Here is a 19,443-nt window from a genome sequence, read left to right as displayed (position 1 = left end):
GGGATGACGACCAATTCCGTAGCGGGCACACCCAACTTCCGTCCCGAGCAAGCGCCGCGCAGGCGGGCATGCGAGCCCCACCAGGCTGCTGTAATACTTATCACATTAAGCATTACCCTCGGGGTGCGGGTGGGTTAAGGCAGCCGATAACGAATAGAACAAGCCCCGGAGAGCGGTTCATGGCTGGTGTAGCAAACGTGCCCTTGGTGGGCCGGCAGGCGGATGATCCGCCCCCGGCCACGGCTCCCGAAAGCCTCCCTTGGCCGCCGCGCCGCGATGCTTATTATTCGCTGTTCGTGATGACGATCGTGGTGATGTTCACCGTGCTCGATCGCAGCGTGCTCTCGTTGTTGATCGATCCGATCAAGCAGGATTTCGGCATCACCGATACCGAAGCGGCCCTGTTGATCGGCGCGAGTTTTTCACTGCCCTATGGTATTGTCGGGCTGGCGGTGGCGCGCGCGGCGGACATCTACAGCCGGCGCAATATCGTTGCGATCTCGATCGCTTTCTGGAGCGCTGCCACCGTCGCTTGCGGCATAGTCCAAGGCTTCGCCGGCCTGCTGATCGCGCGCATGGGGATCGGAGCGGGTGAATCCGGCTACGGCCCGGCGAGCTGGTCGATCGCGACCGATAATTGGCCGCGTGAGAAGGTGGCCTTCGCCACCGGCACGATGGGCATCGGCGCGATGCTCGGCACCGGGCTGGCGCTCTTCCTTGGTGGGGCTGCGCTCCACTTCGTTTCCGGCATGCCCCCGGTCCACTTGCTGGGGATGGGCGTGATCCGCCCCTGGCAATGGGCCTTCATGATCGTCGGAGCACCAGGGTTGATCGTCGCTCTGATCGTGCTCACCACCAAGGAGCCGCCGCGCCGCGGGCTGCTTGCCGGGCAGAAGGCGCGGAAGGTGCCGGTCGGCGAAGTCGGGCGCTGGTTGCGCGACGATTGGCGCACGTATCTGGCCGTGATCGGCGGCATGTGCATCAAGGCGATGCTGCTGACCGGCCCGGCCACCTGGGGGGCAACCTTCCTCCACCGCCAGTTCGGGTGGGAACTGGCCAAGGTCGGCATGATCAGCGGCACGATCACCCTGATCATCTCGCCGATCGCGCTGCTGGCGGGGGCCAAACTGTCCGAATATTGGACCAGGCAGGGCCGCAACGATGCCAATCTGCGCATCGTCTTCTACGGCCTGCTCGCGTCCGTCCCGCTCATGATCATCTCACCGCTGATGCCGAGCCCCTATCTCGTCTTGGCGGTGAACGCGCTGTGCGGTTTCATCGGCACGCTCGGGTTCGGCCCGAGCATCGCGGCCTTCCAGGTAATCACGCCCAATCGGATGCGCGCGCAGGTCGGTTCGCTGACCCAGTTCTGCAACAACGTCATCGCCTTCGCGATCAGCCCGCTGATCGTTGCCCTGTTCACCGACTACCTGTTCGGCGACTCCTCCGCGCTGCGTTACTCGATGGTGCTCAACGCCGTCATCATGGGCACGCTCGCGCTGCTGGTCGTGTGGCAGGGACTCAAGCCCTACGCCCGCTCCTACGAGCGTGCCGTGCGCGAATTCGCCAACTGATCCCTATCCGCCGCAACGAAGAGGACGGCATGAGCACCAATCTGGAATCTCTCGAGATCATCGACGCGCAAATCCATGAGCCCTGGCCGGGCAAGCCGCTCGACGAGGACATGAAGCCGCAGACCAGCCTGTGGCAGGTCGAGCTGGCGCGCGAGGCGATGGACGCGATCGGGGTCGATATCGCGCTGGCGGTGACGAGCGAGGCGTTCATCGAGCTGGCGCATCAGCGTTATCCGGGGCGCTTCCCGGGGGTTCACACGCTCTTCCACACCCACCCCGATCTGGCGTCCGAGGTGCGACGCATCCGCGCCAATCCGGCCATGGTGGCGGGCCGGGCGCTGGTCGGCGACTTCATCAATGCCAGGATGCGGCCCGAATTCGCCGCCGGCGTGTTCGATCCGATCTATGCGACGGCAGAGGAGGTCGGCCTGCCGATCTTCAATTCCACCCACGGCGGCTGTGCCCACATGGCGGCGGTGGCCGAGCGGCATCCCAACCTGATCCTGATCGTCGACCATATCGGGGTCGCGCAGCATCCGGTGTCGCCGCCTGAAACGATGACCTGGGCACCGTTCGAGGATCTGCTCGAACTGGCCAAGTATCCGAATGTCCACGTCAAGCTGTGTGGCGCGCCTCTGCTGTCGCAGGAAAATTATCCTTACGAGGATGTGTGGCCGAACCTCGACCGCATGTTCGCGGCCTTCGGCCATGACCGCATCCTGTGGGGCAGCGATTATACCCGCCTGCGCAGCGCCGATCTGCCCAAGGGCGACCGCCCGCGCCGGCGCGGCATCACCTATGGCGAAAACCTCAACTACCTCCTCCATTCGGGCCATCTGACCTACGAACAGAAGGCACTGGTGCTCGGCGGCAATGCACGCCGCCTGTTCAACCTGCCACCGGCTTCGCAGGACTGGGGCCCACCCCCGATGAGCTGGGGCTTCGGCCGCTAATCCACCGAGCTATTTTTGAAAGGGACAGCCAATGCGGCGTTCGACCGACTATTTCCTCAGCAGCCATGGCGGCAATCTGCCGCTGCCCGAAAGCCTCTCCAGCCTTCTGCCCAACGCGAAGGAGAATGAAGCCGCGATCGCGGAGGAACTGCCCAAGGCGGTCGACTGGGTCGTCGCCAAGCAGATGGAGTGCGGCGTCGATATCCTGAACGACGGCGAATATGTGAAGGCCGCGCATCCCGGCACTTACGCCGCCTACATCTTCGATCGTATCAGCGGCTACAGCACGATCGACCGACCCGAGGGGCTCGAACCGAAGCGCTACTTCACCGCCGAGCGCGACCGGCGCGACTTTCCGGGCTTCTACGAGAGCGGCCTGTGGTTTGCGGGTTCGGGCGGGCCGGTGCGCCCCGGCTTCGTCGCGCCTGGCGGTGGCTGGCGCGGGATCATGGATCCGAAGCCGGCTAAGATCCGCGCCTGCACCGCGGCGGTGACCTATCACGGCTATGATGCCATCCAGAAGGACATCGACGCGCTCAAGCAGGCGCTGATCGGAAAATCGGGCGTCGACGGCTTCATCGCCGCCTTGGGGCCGCTCAGCTTGGGTGCCGGGATCCACAATCTCCACTACAAGGACGAGCGCGATTACATGTTCGCGGTCGCCGATTGCGTACGCGAAGAGTATAAGGCGATCACCGATGCGGGCCTGATCCTGCAGGTCGATGAGCCCGAATTCGCGACGACGTGGATGTTCTATCCCGACTGGAGCGTCGAGCAATATCGCAGTCATCTCGATTTCTGCGTCGAGATCATCAATCATGCGCTGCGAGGGCTGCCCGAGGAGCAGATCCGCTTCCACATGTGCTGGGGATCGGGCCACCGCCCGCATGTCAACGATATCGAGTTCAAGCATATCGTCGATAAATTGCTCAAGATCGACGCGCAGGCTTATTCGTTCGAGCATAGTAACGTCCGCCACGCGCACGAATATCACGTGTTTGAGGATGTGAAGCTGCCCGAGGGCAAGATCCTCGTGCCTGGCGTGGTCGGCCATTATACCGATCTGGTCGAGCATCCCGAATTGGTTGCCGAGCGATTGCTCAATTTCGCCAGATTGGTTGGCATGGAAAATGTCCATGCCGGCACCGATTGCGGTATCGGCTCACGCGTCGGCCATGAGGAGATCGTCTGGGCTAAACTCAAAGCGATGTCGGAGGGGTGCCGCATCGCCGCGAAGCGGATGAAAGGGAAGTAGAATAACCGTCGCCCCTGTGTAGGCAGGGGCCTATGTCTCTCCCAACGAAAGGCAGCTTTCGATCAAATAGAGATTGGGCCCCTGCCTACACAGGGGCGACGGGGGTGTGATGAGAGGATTGCTTGCTTTTGCGCTGATCTTCGGTTGTTCGATGGCATCCGCACAGGTCGCGGCCCCGATGTCGAAGATAGAACCCCCGGTCACACCCAGACCGCAAATGCGCGGCGACGGCCCACCGCCGGCGCCGACCCCCTTCAGCATCACGGTCAGCGATCCCGCTTTTGCCGCCATCATCGATCCCAAAACCAAGCCGATCGAACTCGCGCGCGGCTTCGGCCTCAACGAGGGTCCGGTCTGGTTTCCCGACGGCAAAAGCGGCTTCGTGCTGGTGAGCGGGCTGCTCGACAACGTCATCTACAAGGTGACGCTCGCCCATAAGGTCTCCGTTTTCCTCGAACGTGCGGGCTACACCGGCAACGATCCCGAGCATGCCGGCACCCAGACCCGATCGGGCCGGTCGCACGTGCTGCTGATCGGCCCGTCCTGCACCGCCCGCGATGCGCAGGGGCGCCTTCTCTGGTGCGCGGACAATGACCGGATGGTGATGCGGCTGGAGAAGGACGGGACGCGCACCGTCCTGTCGGCGGGTTATGACGGCAAGCAATTCAACGGCCCCAACGATATCGCGATCGCGCGCGACGGCGCGATCTACCTCGCCGACAATTCGTTCGGCTTGCGCGACTATGGCAAGAATCCGGACAAGCAGATGTCAGACGGCATCTATCTGATCCGCGGCGGCAAGACGATCAAGTTGATGGACGACAAGGCGCTCGGCGGTATCCCCAACGGTATCGCTTTGTCACCCGATGACAAATATCTCTATCTCTCGGTCGGCTTCGATCTGATCCGGCGCTATCCGGTCCTGGCCGACGGCACGCTCGGCCCCGGTGAGCCTTTCACCCGCGGGATCGGCATGGGCGATGGCATGAAGACCGATCGAGCGGGGAATCTCTATTCCACCAATGGCGGCGGCCCCGGCATCGTCCGGGTGACCGCGCCCTCCGGCAAATTGCTCGGCACGCTCAACCTACCCATCTATGGTGGCGAACCCAAACGGCAGATTTGCGCGACCAACCTCGCCTTCGGCGGCGCGGACGGGAGGAGCCTGTTCATCACCGCCTGCGATGCGCTGTACGAGGTGCGGCTGAAGGTTGCGGCGGTCAACCCCTAAACCCGGAACGTAATTCCCAACGTCAGCGCCGTCCCTGCAAACGTCCCGCCGTGCGATGCACGCAGATCGATATCGACCTTCTGTGGCCCGGGTGACCAGCGCACCCCGGCCTGTTCCCCGGGTTTCTGCGCCTCGACGCCGAACACCTCGCCCATCAGCGAGAAATGCGGCGCGATCGCCTGGACGATCTGCACGCCCCAACTCACCTGATATTGTGCCGGCGCGTGCCGTTCGAGCGTGCCGACGCAGCCGATATCGACATTGATCGTGGTGAAGCGGCCGCGCGTGAAGCTGGCCGGCATGTCCACCGCGAAACCATCCAAATGGCCGTGGCGATCGACGAAGCCGGCGCCGCTCAGGCCGATCGCAAAGACGCCGGGGTGGACAAGCAGCGTATATTTGGCGGTCGGCTGGAACGACCATGGCCCATCGGCATTGCCGCGCTGATATTCGACCGCGCCGTCGAGCTCCAGCCGCGGGACGGCGGCGAAGGTGCAGCCTATGCCGGCGTGGGTCAGCGCATCGCCATGGAGTGGCGCGATCAGCCAGCTTTCGAGATGACAGACCTTAGGGGTTTCGGCAAAGGCATCATCGACGATATCGGGACCGCCCGCCGCGTAAGCCGGCGTGTCGGCCGACATCAGCCCGATCGCGACACCGATCGTGGCCCGCCGTAATGGTCCGCCAAGGCCGTGCGGCATGTCGAGTTGCGCCCCCCTGCGGGCGCGATCTACAAATGACCGGCGACAACTCTGTTACGCGCCCTGCAATCGCGGCTTCCCCCGGTCGCAGCAAAAGGCGACATCTCCGGTCGCCTCTGATATCCGATCCTTCGAACGCGCGATGTCGGGGCTTTTCGAATATTGGTAGCATGATACGATTTGGTGCTGTTTCGGTTTAAATCTTAACGGGAGAGACGTAATGCCGGTTGGCCGGAGCAATAGTCAGGGATGAGCGCCATCCGCAAAATCCCGCCGTTCGAGCAGTCGCTCGCGGCGATCATGCTCAGCTCCAAGGAAGCGGTCATTGCGCCGATGCGGCCCAAGCTGCGCGAGTTCAAGATCACCGAACCCCAATGGCGCGTCATGCGCGTGATCAACGATCGCGGTGCGACCGATGCGACCGGACTGGCCGAAGTCGGCCTGCTCCATGCGCCGAGCGTCACCCGGATCCTCAAGGAACTGGAAGAGCGCAAGCTCGTCGTGCGCGAGCCCGACATCAACGACCGGCGTCGCGCGCTGGTGGCGCTTACCCCCGAAGGCCGCGAGATCGTCAAGGTGGTGTCCCGTCAGGTTGTCCGCATCATGCGCGAATATTCGGATCGGTTCGGCGCCCAGCGCCTCGAGAAACTGGTCAACGAACTGCGCGCGCTTTCCGCGGCGATCAAAGGCGTCGAATAACCTCACGGTCCAAGGTCGTGATCGGCTTGCCTCAGTCGATTGGACGTCCGCATTGCCATCCAAAACTTATCACGTTAAATGATTTGACGTGACGAGATGAAAGGTGACCAGCCGAACGGGATGGCGCCGGAGCGGGGAGGGCGCATCGGGTGGCAGATGCCGAATTTGATCGCGGTCTTGCGCTGCGCCGGCAGATGTTTGGCCCTGCCGGCGCCGACCAGCAAATAGCGGCGGCCACCGATTTTACCCGGCCGCTCCAGGAGATGGTTACACGCTCCTGCTTCGGTGAACTCTGGCACCGGCCGCATCTCGATCTCAAGCTGCGCAGCATGCTCACGATCGCGATGCTCGCGGCTCTCGGTAAACCTAATCAGATCAAGCTGCACGTCAGGGGCGCGCTCGCCAATGGCGTGTCGCGTGACGAGATTCGCGAAATCCTGCTCCACGCCATGGCCTATGGTGGGATTCCCGCTGCGGTCGATAGTTTTGCCGCTGCGGGCGAGGCGCTGGCGGAAGTCGATGGCATTTAGCGAGCAAGACTAAATCTTGGAGGGATGCCATGTCGGTCATCGGTCTTTGCAAACATATAAGCGCGGTTCTTGCGCTCGCGCTGCCGCTGCCGATCGCAGCCCGGCCGCCCATCATGATCGAGAAGCTCGGCAGTTTCACCGCCGGCGGCACGGTGATCGGCGATCCGGCCAAGGCGACACTCCACTGCGATCACGGCTTCGTCGACTATCAGATCCCGGTCCATGCCCGGAAAACCGGCCTGTTCCTGTGGCACAGTTCGAGCGCGCAGGTATGGCAGCAACGCTGGGATGGTGGGGAGGGCTATCAACAGATATTCCTGCGGCGCGGCTTCCCGGTCTACATCTGGGATGGACCGCGCGTCGGCCGCGGCAACTGGAGCTGCGAGGGCTATAGCTATGTCCCGCGGCTCAATTCGGACCAGCTCAACCATATGGCGTGGCGCTTCGGCCCGGTTGCCGGCCAGTGGTTTCCCGGCGTGCAATTTCCGCGCGACGATGCCGAAGCCTGGGATCAGGCGATGAGCGCGCGCTACGACGAATTCGACATCGCCAAGAATGCGCACATGGAGGCCGAGGCGGCGGCGAAGGCGATCGACAGGATCGGCCCGGTCGTTCTGGTGACCAATTCCGCGGGCGGCTGGCGCGGCATGCTGGCCGCGCTCAAGAGCGGAAATGTGAAGGGCATCGTCGCCTACGAGACGCCGGCCTATGTCTTTCCCGATGGCGAAGGACCGAAAGAGCCCGAAGGTGCATTCGGCCCGACCCACGTCCCGCTGGCCGAATTCATGAAGCTCACCCACATACCGATCCAGATCGTCTGGGGCGACAATACCGGACAGACTTTCTGGAAGGATAGCGTCGCGGTCTGCCGGCAATTCGTCGCCAGCATCAACGCGCATGGCGGGCATGCCGAGATGCTGATGCTCCCCTCGGTCGGGCTCAAAGGCAATACGCACATCGCCTTTGCCGATATGAACAACGTTCAGGTGGCCGATCAACTTTCGTTATTCTTGAAGAAGAACAAGCTCGATCTACGGTAGCGATAACGGGCTTCGTATCTTATCCTACTTTGATCGGGGCTAGCCAAGCGGAGGACGCATGAAGAAGCTGGTCAACGATCCGTTGCTGATCGTCGAGGAGATGATCGAAGGCTTGTTGCTGGCCGATGGTCGCCTGACCCGCATCGAGGGTGAGAATGTCGTGTTGCGGCGCGATTATGCCGCACTCGCGGCGAGCGGCAAGGTTGCGATCATATCGGGCGGCGGGGCGGGGCATGAGCCTGCCCATGCCGGCTATGTCGGGCACGGCATGCTCACCGCGGCGGTGATCGGGGCGGTCTTCACCTCACCCAGCGTCGATGCGGTGATTGCCGCGATCCGCGCGGTGGCAGGACCCGCAGGCGTGCTGCTGATCATCAAGAATTATACGGGTGATCGGCTCAATTTCGGCCTCGCTGCCGAGGTCGCCCGGGCGTCCGGCATCGCGGTCGAGATGGTGATCGTGCGCGACGATGTCGCACTGGCCGATGATGGCGGCGCGGTCGGCCGGCGCGGCATCGCCGGTACCGTGCTGATCCACAAGGTGGCGGGCGCCGCCGCCGAGGCGGGACTATCGCTCGCCGAGGTCAAGGCCGAGACGGAGGCGGCAAGCCAAGCCCTGTTCAGCATGGGCCTGGGGCTCGGCGCCTGCATCGTTCCAGCGGCGGGTAAACGCGGATTCGAATTGGGCGATCACGAGGTCGAATATGGCCTTGGCATCCATGGCGAGAGCGGTGCGCGGCGGGGCCCGATCGCGGCCGCCGATGTCATGCTGGATCGATTGCTCGATCGGTTGATCGAGCGCGGCGGGATCGTCGTCGGCGATCGGGTGGCCCTGCTGGTCAACAATCTCGGCGGCACGGCGGTCCAGGAACTGAGCGTCGTCGCGCGACACGCCTTGCAGCGACTGGGACGGGCGGGCGTGCATGCCCAAGCGGCGCTGGTCGGCACATTCCTGACCGCGCTCGAAATGCCGGGCTGTTCGGTCTCGCTGCTGAAACTCGACGAAGGCCGCCTGAAGCGCCTGCTTGCGCCTAGCGCGGCCGGCGCCTGGGCGCCTCCGACGCAGCCCGTTTCCGCAATCGAGGCGGTGTCGCTGCCCGATGACGTCCATAGTGACATGGCGCGCGGGGCCGCGTGGGCGACCAATGCCGACAAGGTACGCTTTGCCGCTGCGATCGCGGCGGTGATCGCGGCGCTCGAACAGGCCGAGGCGCGGCTGACCGAACTGGATTCGGTCGTGGGTGACGGCGATATCGGCATCAGCCTGTCGCGCGGCGCGCGCGCGATCGCCGAACTGACCCCACGCCTCGATCTGGATCACCCGGCTGCTGCCTTGCGCGATATCTCCGCCACGTTGCGGCGGGCGCTGGGCGGCACGTCGGGGCCGCTCTATGCGGCGTTCGTGCTGCGGATCGCGACCGGGCTTGCCGAAGCGGCGGATGTGAGCCGGGCGGCGGCCTGGGCTGCAGCGTTCCGTGCGGGCGTCGATGGAATCCAGGCCTTGGGCGGCGGGAAGGCCGGGGACCGGACGATGCTCGATGCGTTGCTGCCGGCAGCGGAGGCGATCGAACGGACTGTCGGGGATGGCGCGGTCAGCGTGCTGAGCCCTGCTGTCGCGGCGGCCGAAGGCGGTGTCGAGGCGACGAAGACGATGCACCCGCGCCTCGGCCGTTCCTCCTATGTCGGTGATCGCGCGCTGGGCCATCCGGATCCGGGGGCTTATGCGGTGGCGTTGTGGCTGCGCGCGATTGCGTCGGTAGTCTGAGTTGTCGCCTTCTGTCAGGGCAATTGCACCTGGCTGGTTAAGGGCGCCGCTTGCCTCCTCCGCCCGTCACCCTGAAATTGTTTCAGGGTCCACCGTGCGTGCCGCACTGTCCGTGCAAGTTGCCTGGTGGATGCTGAAACAAGTTCAGCATGACGAGGAGAAATGGAACTCCAATTGACGTGTCTCGAAAGGAGAGGCTTGCTGAATGTTACGCCGGCATCTTGATGACGGGCTTCACCGTGACACCCTTTTCGCTGTCCTCCAGCGCCTGATTGATCTGATCCAGTTCGTAGAATTTGATCAGCTTATCGAACGGGAAGCGCCCCTGCTGATAGAGCGCGATCATCTGCGGGATGAAGATTTCGGGCACGACATCACCCTCGACGATACCGCGCAAGGTCTTGCTCATGCTCATGAACGGGCCGACCGGCAGCGCCAGCGCAGCGCCCGGCGGGCTCGCGCCGAGGATGCCGCAAACACCGCCCGGGCGCAGACAATCGATCGCACTCTGGATCACGGCGAGATTGCCTGTCGTATCAAGCGAATGATGGATGCCCTTGCCGGTGATCTCCATGATCCGCGCGACGACATCCTCCGTCCGTCCGTTGATGACGTGGGTTGCACCGAGTTCGCGCGCGAGTTCGAGCCGCGACGGGTTGATATCGACCGCGATGATGATGGCAGCGCCGCAGACGTGTGCGCCCATCACCGCCGACAGGCCGACCGCGCCGCTGCCGAACACGACGAAGCTCTCGCCTGCCTTGACGCGCAGCCCGCTGATCACCGATCCGGCGCCGGTCTGGATGCCGCAGGCGAGCGGCCCGAGCAGTTCGAGCGGGACCTCCTTCGTCACCTTGATGACGTTGCGCTCGTGCGCGAGCGAGCGTGTCGCGAAGGAGGATTGGCCGAAGAACTGGTCGTTCAGGCCCTCGTGCCCACACAAAGCGTGGCTGCCATCGAGGCGTGATCCGGCGAAATTCAACGGGAAGATCATGTCGCAGATCGAGGGATGGCCCGACAGGCATTGGTCGCACTGGCCGCAGCTGTTGACGGTGATGACGACATGATCGCCCGGCGCCACCTTGGTCACGCCGGCGCCGACGGCCTCGACCACGCCCGCACCCTCGTGACCGAGCACAACCGGCAGGGGCGTCGGCAGATCGCGGCTGCGCACGGCGGCATCGGTGTGGCACATGCCGGCGGCGACGATCCTGACCAGCACCTCTCCCGCGCGCGGCTGCTCGACGGTGAGCTGCTCGATCGTGAAGGGGCCATCGGGTTCGCTCAGGATTGCAGCCGTGACATCCATGTTACCGATACCATCCATGTGCGTTCCTCACCTTCTTTTGTCGCGACCGCCAGCGTTATGGCGATCTGCTAAGACATTATCGCAAGGAGGGGAAGCGTGAAGCGATGCCGGTGGCGATGTGACCGCGTCCCATCTATTTGGCGCCGAGCCGCGGGTTGTGCCGGACTATGCTGCGGTGCAATATGTCCCGGTTGGCACAAGTTGGGGGGTGTTCGATGAGCCGTCAGATGTGGCGCAATGCGATGTTGGCCGCCGCATTGGTCGCGAGCGGAACGGCGAGAGCGGCAGAACCTCTTATACCGCCCCTGCCGGTGGTGAAGCACCGGATCGCGGTCAAATTCGTGGTGATCGCCAATTTCGAGCCGGGCAAGGACATGGGCGACGAGCCCGGCGAGTTTCAACTCTGGGCCGAGCGCGAGCATCTCGATCAGGTGATCCCGATCAAGGGCGCGCTCCATCCGCTGCGGCGCAACGCGAACGGGCTGTACGGCATGGTTTGGGGTGATGCCGGCACGATGGTCGGTGGCGTCGCGGAGCAACTCGAAGCGCTGGTGCTCGATCCGCGCTTCGATTTCCGCAAGACCTATTGGCTGTTTACAGGCATCTCCGGGACCGATCCCAATCTCGCCTCCGTTGGTAGTGCGGCTTGGGCGCGGTGGGTGATCCAGGGCGATACGTTGCGCGAGTTCGACGATCGCGAGGTCGCGAAGGACTGGCCCTATGGGCTGTTCGCGATCGGCGCCGCCCGGCCCAACGCGCTTCCCGCCGATCCCAGGAGCTTCGCCGGCTATACCGACAGCGGCAAATTATCGATGGCGCTCGAACTCAATCAGGGGCTTGCGCGCTGGGCCTATGATCGCACGAAGGACGTGCCGATTCCGGATTCACCCGAGTTGCAGAGGCAGCGCGCTTTATGGAAGGGCTTTCTCAACGCGCAGCGCCCGCCTTTCGTGCTGATGGGCGAAACCTTGGGATCGGTGCGCTATTGGCACGGGCCCGGCCGTACCAAATGGGCCGAGGATTGGGTCAAATTGTGGACAGGCGGCAAGGGCGTGTTCGCGATGTCGAACATGGAAAGCCAGTCGCTGGCGGGTGCGATGAACGTGCTTGCCAAGGCCGGCTTGGTCGATCTCGATCGCATGATGGTGCTGCGCACCGCCAGCAACCAGACCGAGCCGCCGCCGGGTGTGTCGGCCGCCGACAGCGTTGGCGACGAGGGGCCGGGGCAATTGGTCGCCTATGAGGCCAATTACCGGGTAGGTGCGCCTGTGGTGCACGAGATATTGGGGCATTGGGAGAAGTATCGGGATCATATCCCGTCAAAGTAACCTCGTTATCCTCGCGAAGGCGGGGGCCATATTCTTTGAGGTTTGGAGTTTATGGATCCCGGCCCTCGCGGGGATGACGGAAAAGTCCTAAGCGACGCGCTTCTCCATTCTCGCGAACCGGCTCGAGCCGATCCAGAACTCGAACGTGCTTTCCAGCGCGCGGTTGCCGACGAAGGTCAGGCGGTTGTCGGCCTTGGCGCAGCGGATCGTCGCATAGCCCATCCAGATCTCGGTCATCGTCCGCAAGTCGGTGGTGATGTAGAGATCGACGTCATAGCCGGGATCGACCGAGCAGAGGTCGGTCTCCTTGCCCGGCTCGACCAACAGCCACCAGTTGCGGCGCGCCGGCGGCAGATCGGGATAGATGATCTGGATCGTGCTGCGGCCGGCCGGCATCGGGTCCGGATCGATGTTGCGCCGCATGTTCCACATCAGCAGGCTCACATCGAGATGGGCGAGGCTGGCCTCGGTCGTAACCCAACGGTGGCCCCAATCGCCGATTGCGTAGACGACCGGTTTCAGGGCCTGTCCCGCCTCGGTCAGAATATATTCGTAGAGATCGGGTTCGCTTTCGGCGCGGCGCCGGGCAACGACCCCGGCCGTCTCAAGGTCGCGTAATCGTTTGGACAACAGAGCGGGCGACATCCGGGGAAGACCGCGCCGCAGATCGTTGAAACGCGTGGTGCCGAGCAGAAGTTCGCGCACGAGCATGATCGTCCAGCGTGTGCACAATATGTCGGACGCCATCGCGATCGGACAAAATTGGTTGTGACCACCTTCCGGCATGACATCCTCCCCGGACCTGAACCTAGCGCATCATTATATCCGTGCGCACGCGCGAACCAGTTCAGTTTCTATACCGGTCTGGATTCAATTCCTGAACTGGCTGCTTGCAGTGCCGATCTGCTGTGGCGGTACCAGCAGGCGGGATCGTCTTGCCGCTCAAAATCTGGAACTCGATGATGACGACACATTCACCCGTTACGGCGGCCTTGCCCGCCAACCCAAACAAGGCCCTGTGGGAAAAAGGGGATTTCACCCGGATCGCCGCTTGCATGCGCGAAAGCGGCGAAGAATTGATCGCGTCGCTTGAGGTGACGCCCGGCATGGAAATCCTCGATCTCGGCTGCGGCGACGGCACGACGGCGCTCCCTGCCGCGCGGCTCGGCGCGAACGTACTGGGGGTCGATATCGCCGCCAATCTTGTCGCGGCGGGCAATGCGCGTGCTGGGCAGGCGGGGTTGCACAATCTTCGCTTCCAGGAGGGCGATGCCTCCTGCCTGGGCGATGTCGCCGATGAAAGCGTCGATCTCGTCGTCAGCATTTTCGGCGCGATGTTCGCGCCCAAGCCGCTCGATGTGGCGCGCGAGATGGTCCGCGTCGTCCGTCCGGGTGGCCGGATCGTCATGGGCAATTGGATTCCGCGCGATCCGACGTTGGTTGCGCAAATTCTCAGGATCAGTGCCGCTTACACCCCGCCGCCGCCCGAAGGCTTCGTAAGCCCGGTGACGTGGGGCGTCGAGGCGACGGTGCGTGAACGGTTCGAAGCTGCGGGCATCAGGCCCGATGACATCAGTTGCAAGCCGGCGCCTTATTATTTTCGCCATCCTGGCCCGCCGGTGGAGATGCTGGGCCTGTTCCGGGACTATTACGGGCCGACGATGAACGCTTTCGAGGCGGCCTCGCGCGCGGGCAATGCCGACGCACTGCAGGCGGAACTCGCCGCCTTGTTCGAAAGCCAGAATAAGGGTGGCGCGGATGATACCGTGATCGCGGCCACCTATTTGCGGGTGATCGTCACCAAAGCCTGACGCGAGCATCTTCGACATCAAGGTGAAGATGCTGGACCGCGTATCGTTGCGTAGCGTTGAAAGGTTATCGGTCGGGCGTCACGATGCCCGATCCGGCGCCGATGGATAGGCTGCCAACACAGGGCCGAGTGCGGCTTTCAAAGGACCGAGCCACGGCTCGTAATTCTTCCACTGCTCGATCCCGTCGGTGAAGATCGGCTGGCGGACCTGCTCGGAGCTGGCGGTGCGCACTGCGCGGTCGTTCTTGTAGAATTCGAGGCAGGCCGGCTCGAACGGCAGACCGAGATAGTCGAGCAGCCGGCGCACCTCATGCTCGGTGTTCCGCACCATATCCTCGTAGAGGACGCGGTGCACCGCGCCTGGGGCGGCTTCGTCATAAGAGGCCATCGATGCGACATAGTCGCGATAATAAAGGCCGATGTCGGTGAGATCGTAGGAGAAGGTCTGGCCGCGCGCGAAATGCTGCTTCCAGCCCGAGAAGCAACAGGACAAGGGATGGCGCCGTGCATCGATGATCTTCGCGTTCGGCAGGATCAGCTTGATCAGGCCGATATGCTGCCAGTTGTTGGGCATCTTGTCGATGAAGAGCGGCCGGCCGGTCTGGCGATGGACGCGGGTGCGCTCGATATATTCCTCGCCCAGACGCAGCCGGTCACCGGGCGTGAGGGAGGCGATCATCGTGCGGAAATCGGGGAATTCACCCTCGTCCACCCGGGCTTGCAGACGGCTGGCGATGATCATCATCTCCGGCAGTTCCATCGTCCCTTCCACCTGGCTGTGGCTGGCGAGGATTTGCTCGACCAAAGTCGAGCCCGAGCGGGGCAAGCCGACGATGAAGATCGGATCGGGCGCCGGGCAGCCGCCATCGCCCATTGCGGCGATGAAGGGGGCGGTGAAGGTTTTGGCCGTCGCCTCCACCTCGGCGGTGAATTCGGCGGCATCGTGCTGCACCATCGCCCGGCGGATCCGGTTGCCCGCCTCGTAATGGCGGAAGGACGCCGCATAGTCCTTCGCATCTTCCAGCGCCTTGCCGAGCGAGAAATGGAGATGGAAGATATCCTCCCGCCGGTCCGGCGCCAGCGATGCCAGCGCACTCTCCATTGCCGCTACATCTTCGTCGCCCAGCTTCACCGTCTTGAGGTTGGCGAGGCTCCACCAGGCCTCACCCATCGTCGGCTGATGGGTCACCGCCTGACGATAGGCGTGGATCGCCTCGGCCTGCTGGCCCAGCGTTTTCCGTACATGGCCAAGATTCTGCCAGACTTGCGGCTGGTTGGGCTGCAGCTTCAGCAGGCGCTCGTAGATCTCGCCGGCCGGAGCTTGCTCCCCAAGACGCACCAGCACCGAAGCCTTGATGAGATCGTGGCCCGGATTCTTGAGCGGGGAAGTGACCAATATTTCTGCGTGTGCCAGCGCATCGGGCAGGCGATTGGCCTGGAGCAGCAGGCGGATCAGGAAATCGCGGGCCAGATCGAAGCCCGGGGCAAGCGCAACTGCGCGTTCGACCAGCGCCATTGCCTCGGTCAGGTCGCCCCGGCGCCAGATCATCTCACCGAGCAACCGGGTCGCGGCGGCGTCTTCGGGCGCGCGCTGTAGCCACGCCTTGAGGATCGCCTCGCCCGCGTCGAAGCGCTCTTCGTTCATCGCAACTGCGGCCTTGAGCAGTTCGGGGTTGCGAGACGAGGCATGCACGCCCGACAGATCGGCGCGCCACGCATCCTGGGTCCGGCCCAGCTTGCGCAATTCCTTCGCCATGAGGAACCAGGCGTTCGCCGCCGCCGGCTGTTGCCGTGTGAGGCTTTCCAATGCTGCGACCGCCTGTGCGCTGTCGCCGGTCGCGCTCGCCACCTGCGATAGCTCCCACAATGCATCGAGCATGCGCGGCTGGCCCCGCGCCAGCGCGGCGAGTCGCGATAACGCCTCGCCCGCATTGCCCGTCAGACGCAGCGCCTGGCCCTCGATCAACAAGGCATGAGGATGCCCCGGTGCTGCGCGCAATATGTCGCGCGCGAGGGCCAATGCCCCACCGGGATCGGCTCCGAGCAGGCGCGTGGCATGGGCAATCGCCTCGTTCAGGCCACCCGCCGCATTCGCCGCCACACCCCGCATATCCTGCCATCCCGTATTGCTGCGGGTGCGAAGCTAGGGCGGGAGTCAAGCTTTGTCGATGAGGAGAAAAGGACACAGCGCGGGGTCGCGTTCGGGCCATTTCCCATAGTGCTTGACAGAAGCTGAATGATGACCAGTATGCGAATCTTGACGGTCGTCAGATAAGTCCCGTGAACATTCACGGACGCCGGGAAACCGGCGGGAATGGCTTGCAGCCGGCCGGCGCAGGAGGCGGGAAAAGGATTTCCCGTCTGATCGGACCAACCGCCCAGATGGGGAGTCGCGGTAGAGACTTAGTAAGCTAAGCCACCGTCGACCAGGAGAGGACAAGGAGGAAAGTCACGCACCAATAAAGGGGGTTCACAGATGAAGACCATTGCGGCGAGGCGCCGTAAGAGCGCCTCTTGGCTGTTGGGAACGACGACGTTCCTGACGCCGTTCATGATGGGCGGCCAGGCTCCCGCACAGGCGGTGATGACGTCGGGTGCCGCGGCTGCGGCCGTTGCCGCCGATCCCGCGCCGGCACCCGCCGCAGCCGAGCCGGCGTCGGACGCGCCATTGGGCGAGATCGTCGTGACGGCGACCCGCAAGGCAGAGAGCATCCAGAAGGTCCCGATCTCGATCCAGGCGCTGGGTGCTGAAACGCTGGGCGAGCGTCAGGTAAAGGGCCTAAGCGACTTCGCCGCACTGCTTCCTTCAGTTTCGTTTGCCGGCATTGGCCCCGGCCGCAGCACCGCCTATTTCCGCGGTATTGTGCCCGCGGGCGGCAATTATGCGTCGGTCGGCTATTATCTCGACGACATCCCGATCACCGGTACCGGTGTTCCCGACATCCACGTCTATGATCTCGAGCGTATCGAGGCGCTGTCGGGTCCGCAGGGTACGCTCTACGGCGCCGGTTCGCTGGCCGGCACGATCCGGTTTATCACCAACAAGCCTAAGATCGGCGAGTGGCAGTTCGGCTATGATCTTGAGGGGAACAAATATGGCAAGGGCGGCTATGGCGGCCAGGGTGAAGCCTATGTCAATGTTCCGATGGGCGATGCGGTCGCGGTCCGTGCCATGGGGTATTATCGCCGCGATGGCGGATATATCGATAATACGCCGAACAACGGCAATTTCAACGACGGTAGATCGTCGACGCTGGGCCTGGGCGATACCAATCCGCTTACCAACTATACGTTGAGCAACGCCGCTATTGCGAAAAAAGACTATAATCCGATTTACGAATATGGCGGTCGCTTGCAGGCGCTGTGGCAAGTTGCGCCAGGCTGGAGCCTGACGCCGGAGATCACCGCGCAGCGCCAGATCGCCTACGGATATTTCGGTTACGATCCGCGGGTCGGCGATCTCGAGGTGCACGACTATGATCTCACCCGCCAGGACGACAAGTGGTTCCAGGCCGCGCTGTCCATCCATGGCCATATCGGCGACTGGGACCTGGTTTCAGCGACCGGCTATTTCAAGCGCAAGACCAAGCTGAACAACGATTACACCTATTACACCGTGACCTATGATGGCTTCGGTGGCGGCTACGAAAACTATCTGCAATTTTTTGACAAGAGCGGTTGCACAGGATCAGGCGCCAGCTTGAAGTGTTCCACGCTCATCAATCCGCAGCAATATTATCATAGCACGACCAACCGGAACAAGTTCACGCAGGAACTTCGGCTCAGCACGCCAAAGACCTGGCCTTTCGATGTGACGGTCGGTGGTTTTTACCAGCGCCAGAAGCAGGAGAACAACGCTTACTATGCGATCCGAGGCCTGGATCAGATCGCCGGTTATACGCAAGCCTGCGCCTATAGCTATGTGAAGGACACTTGCGACGGTAATACAACCAGCTTGGCGGGCTTCGGTGTTCCCGTTTCGCAAGGCGGCACAATGGTAACGACGATATCGCCGGCCGTGAAGCAGGACGGCTTCTATATCATCGAAACTGACCAACTTTATCACGACGAAGCGATCTTCGCGGAGGGCCATTACGATATTACGCCCAAGCTCAAAATTACGGGAGGCATCCGATACTTCTGGACGGATTACAGCATAACCGGCTTTGCCGGTGTGCGGAGTTCCGCTGCGAGTACCGCCAGTTCGCTCTACGTCCCGACCGGAACGAAGGGGTGCCCGACGCCGCTGCCAGCCGCCCGCTTGCAGTGCCTCAACCAGAACCCGCTCGCATCTGACGAAGTCGGGCGCTACAGCGAAAGTGGCGAAACGCACAAGGTGGCATTGAACTGGCAGTTCGAGCCGTCAAAAATGATCTATGCGAACTATTCGACAGGCTTCCGTCCAGGCGGCTACAATCGGCCATTGCGCATCCGGACCACCGGTATCGTCGTCGGTGCCCCACCGTTTAAATCGGAAACGCTGACCAATTATGAGATCGGTTTAAAGACAACCTGGCACAACATCTTCCGCTTCAATGCGGCCGTGTACTTCGAGAAATGGAATAATATCCAATACGGCGTGGTGGTCGCTGGTGCTCAGGGTGCTGGATACACCGGCAATGCCGGCAAGGCTGAGGTAAAGGGCTTAGAATATGATGCGGACTTGAGGCTGGGTAAAGTTACGATCTCCTCGTCGGGTGCCTATAATGATGCCAGGCTGAAGGGAAATTTCTGTAACTTCGTCGCAGACCCGGTCACACAGTCGATCACCCAGTTGGCCACGTGCTCGGCAACCAAGCAGGTGAACGGTGTCAATGTCGCCACGTCCGAAGTTGCGGCAGCTGACGGCACGCGCCTACCCCGTCAGCCAAAATTCAAGGGAACAACCTCGATCCGCTACGACACCGATCTGGGTCCCTATCGCGCCTATCTCATGGGCGCAGCGCTTTACCAGACGGGAGCAACGCAGGACCTGAACACGCTTAACGATCAGCTGTTGGGCGACACTCCTGGTTTCGTCAGCTTCGATTTCTCGGCGGGCTTCAAGAAGGACAATTGGACGGTCGATTTCTTCCTGCAGAACGCGTTTGACAAGCGTGGGCAGCTGACCAAGAATACCTTCTGCTCGATCACCTTCTGCTCGGGGTCGTCGCGTACGTTCACGATCAAGCCGCAATTCTTCGGGGTCAAGTTCGGCCAGAAATTCTGATTGATCGCAACCGAAGTCACTCTTTCCGCCCCGGCCGAC

Annotated in this window: 15 protein-coding genes; 11 read left to right on the top strand and 4 right to left on the bottom strand. The window is 62.8% G+C overall.

The features are described 5' to 3' along the window. Positions 1-179: 179 nt before the first annotated feature. From AB4Z44_RS09965 to AB4Z44_RS09950, 4 genes are all read left to right on the top strand, one after another. Complete coding sequence (locus AB4Z44_RS09965) at positions 180-1,574, top strand: spinster family MFS transporter (protein WP_404713880.1); 1,395 nt, start codon at positions 180-182, stop codon at positions 1,572-1,574. 29 nt (positions 1,575-1,603) lie between these two features. After that, the gene (locus tag AB4Z44_RS09960) at positions 1,604-2,527 is read left to right on the top strand and encodes an amidohydrolase family protein (protein ID WP_404713879.1); all 924 of its coding nucleotides are present in this window, start codon (positions 1,604-1,606) and stop codon (positions 2,525-2,527) included. Positions 2,528-2,558: 31 nt separating this feature from the next. Then, positions 2,559-3,782: an epoxyalkane--coenzyme M transferase gene (locus tag AB4Z44_RS09955; RefSeq protein ID WP_404713878.1), complete on the top strand. Its 1,224-nt coding sequence runs from the start codon at positions 2,559-2,561 to the stop codon at positions 3,780-3,782. Between the two features lie 217 nt (positions 3,783-3,999). Continuing rightward, complete coding sequence (locus AB4Z44_RS09950) at positions 4,000-5,013, top strand: SMP-30/gluconolactonase/LRE family protein (protein ID WP_404713877.1); 1,014 nt, start codon at positions 4,000-4,002, stop codon at positions 5,011-5,013. Here AB4Z44_RS09950 and AB4Z44_RS09945 read toward each other — a convergent pair. Beyond that, a complete protein-coding gene (locus AB4Z44_RS09945) occupies positions 5,010-5,714 on the bottom strand; it encodes a hypothetical protein (protein WP_404713876.1) in 705 nt (234 codons plus the stop codon). The genes AB4Z44_RS09950 and AB4Z44_RS09945 overlap by 4 nt on opposite strands. A gap of 249 nt (positions 5,715-5,963) precedes the next feature. On the opposite strand from AB4Z44_RS09945, the gene AB4Z44_RS09940 reads away from it, so the two are divergent. The 4 genes from AB4Z44_RS09940 (at position 5,964) to dhaL (ending at position 9,748) form a co-directional block, all read left to right on the top strand. Further along, positions 5,964-6,413 (top strand): MarR family winged helix-turn-helix transcriptional regulator, encoded by a 450-nt coding sequence (locus AB4Z44_RS09940; RefSeq protein ID WP_404713875.1) that lies wholly within the window; start codon positions 5,964-5,966, stop codon positions 6,411-6,413. A gap of 149 nt (positions 6,414-6,562) precedes the next feature. After that, positions 6,563-6,943, top strand: coding sequence for a carboxymuconolactone decarboxylase family protein (locus tag AB4Z44_RS09935; RefSeq protein WP_404713874.1), 381 nt, complete (start codon positions 6,563-6,565; stop codon positions 6,941-6,943). A gap of 29 nt (positions 6,944-6,972) precedes the next feature. Further along, positions 6,973-7,983 (top strand): alpha/beta fold hydrolase, encoded by a 1,011-nt coding sequence (locus AB4Z44_RS09930; RefSeq protein WP_404713873.1) that lies wholly within the window; start codon positions 6,973-6,975, stop codon positions 7,981-7,983. A gap of 58 nt (positions 7,984-8,041) precedes the next feature. Then, positions 8,042-9,748, top strand: coding sequence for a dihydroxyacetone kinase subunit DhaL (gene dhaL / locus AB4Z44_RS09925; RefSeq protein WP_404713872.1), 1,707 nt, complete (start codon positions 8,042-8,044; stop codon positions 9,746-9,748). Between the two features lie 208 nt (positions 9,749-9,956). Here dhaL and AB4Z44_RS09920 read toward each other — a convergent pair whose 3' ends face one another. Beyond that, positions 9,957-11,075: an NAD(P)-dependent alcohol dehydrogenase gene (locus AB4Z44_RS09920; RefSeq protein WP_404713871.1), complete on the bottom strand. Its 1,119-nt coding sequence runs from the start codon at positions 11,073-11,075 to the stop codon at positions 9,957-9,959. A 197-nt stretch (positions 11,076-11,272) separates the two neighbouring features. On the opposite strand from AB4Z44_RS09920, the gene AB4Z44_RS09915 reads away from it, so the two are divergent. Continuing rightward, positions 11,273-12,385 carry a purine nucleoside permease gene (locus tag AB4Z44_RS09915; RefSeq protein ID WP_404713870.1) on the top strand — a complete coding sequence of 371 codons (1,113 nt, stop codon included), beginning with the start codon at positions 11,273-11,275 and terminating at the stop codon, positions 12,383-12,385. A gap of 87 nt (positions 12,386-12,472) precedes the next feature. Here the strand turns inward: AB4Z44_RS09915 and AB4Z44_RS09910 are convergent, their stop codons facing one another. Further along, positions 12,473-13,171, bottom strand: a complete 699-nt coding sequence (locus AB4Z44_RS09910) for a winged helix-turn-helix transcriptional regulator (RefSeq protein ID WP_404713869.1) — start codon at positions 13,169-13,171, stop codon at positions 12,473-12,475. Positions 13,172-13,320: 149 nt separating this feature from the next. Here AB4Z44_RS09910 and AB4Z44_RS09905 point away from each other — a divergent pair, with 149 nt between their 5' ends. Further along, positions 13,321-14,196 (top strand): class I SAM-dependent methyltransferase, encoded by an 876-nt coding sequence (locus AB4Z44_RS09905; protein WP_404713868.1) that lies wholly within the window; start codon positions 13,321-13,323, stop codon positions 14,194-14,196. Between the two features lie 78 nt (positions 14,197-14,274). Here the strand turns inward: AB4Z44_RS09905 and AB4Z44_RS09900 are convergent, their stop codons facing one another. Further along, entirely contained in the window at positions 14,275-16,296 is a 2,022-nt protein-coding gene (locus AB4Z44_RS09900; RefSeq protein ID WP_404713867.1) for a tetratricopeptide repeat-containing sulfotransferase family protein, read from the bottom strand. 450 nt (positions 16,297-16,746) lie between these two features. On the opposite strand from AB4Z44_RS09900, the gene AB4Z44_RS09895 reads away from it, so the two are divergent. Then, the gene (locus AB4Z44_RS09895; protein WP_404714206.1) at positions 16,747-19,404 is read left to right on the top strand and encodes a TonB-dependent receptor; all 2,658 of its coding nucleotides are present in this window, start codon (positions 16,747-16,749) and stop codon (positions 19,402-19,404) included. The last annotated feature ends 39 nt before the right edge of the window (positions 19,405-19,443 follow it).

It is taken from the genome of Sphingomonas sp. MMS24-J13 (assembly GCF_044905095.1).
GTDB lineage: Bacteria > Pseudomonadota > Alphaproteobacteria > Sphingomonadales > Sphingomonadaceae > Sphingomonas_I.
Note: the sequence above shows the minus strand (reverse complement) of the source record. Positions and strands in the feature narration are given on the sequence as shown.

What these genes read in the sequence shown, in the direction of transcription:
- AB4Z44_RS09965 (WP_404713880.1), top strand. Translation starts at nt 180, where the DNA reads ATGGCTGGTGTAGCAAACGTGCCCTTGGTGGGCCGGCAGGCGGATGAT.
- AB4Z44_RS09920 (WP_404713871.1), bottom strand. Translation starts at nt 11,075, where the DNA reads ATGGATGGTATCGGTAACATGGATGTCACGGCTGCAATCCTGAGCGAA.
- AB4Z44_RS09940 (WP_404713875.1), top strand. Translation starts at nt 5,964, where the DNA reads ATGAGCGCCATCCGCAAAATCCCGCCGTTCGAGCAGTCGCTCGCGGCG.
- AB4Z44_RS09915 (WP_404713870.1), top strand. Translation starts at nt 11,273, where the DNA reads ATGAGCCGTCAGATGTGGCGCAATGCGATGTTGGCCGCCGCATTGGTC.
- AB4Z44_RS09945 (WP_404713876.1), bottom strand. Translation starts at nt 5,714, where the DNA reads ATGCCGCACGGCCTTGGCGGACCATTACGGCGGGCCACGATCGGTGTC.
- AB4Z44_RS09910 (WP_404713869.1), bottom strand. Translation starts at nt 13,171, where the DNA reads ATGCCGGAAGGTGGTCACAACCAATTTTGTCCGATCGCGATGGCGTCC.
- dhaL (WP_404713872.1), top strand. Translation starts at nt 8,042, where the DNA reads ATGAAGAAGCTGGTCAACGATCCGTTGCTGATCGTCGAGGAGATGATC.
- AB4Z44_RS09930 (WP_404713873.1), top strand. Translation starts at nt 6,973, where the DNA reads ATGTCGGTCATCGGTCTTTGCAAACATATAAGCGCGGTTCTTGCGCTC.
- AB4Z44_RS09960 (WP_404713879.1), top strand. Translation starts at nt 1,604, where the DNA reads ATGAGCACCAATCTGGAATCTCTCGAGATCATCGACGCGCAAATCCAT.
- AB4Z44_RS09895 (WP_404714206.1), top strand. Translation starts at nt 16,747, where the DNA reads ATGATGGGCGGCCAGGCTCCCGCACAGGCGGTGATGACGTCGGGTGCC.
- AB4Z44_RS09950 (WP_404713877.1), top strand. Translation starts at nt 4,000, where the DNA reads ATGCGCGGCGACGGCCCACCGCCGGCGCCGACCCCCTTCAGCATCACG.
- AB4Z44_RS09955 (WP_404713878.1), top strand. Translation starts at nt 2,559, where the DNA reads ATGCGGCGTTCGACCGACTATTTCCTCAGCAGCCATGGCGGCAATCTG.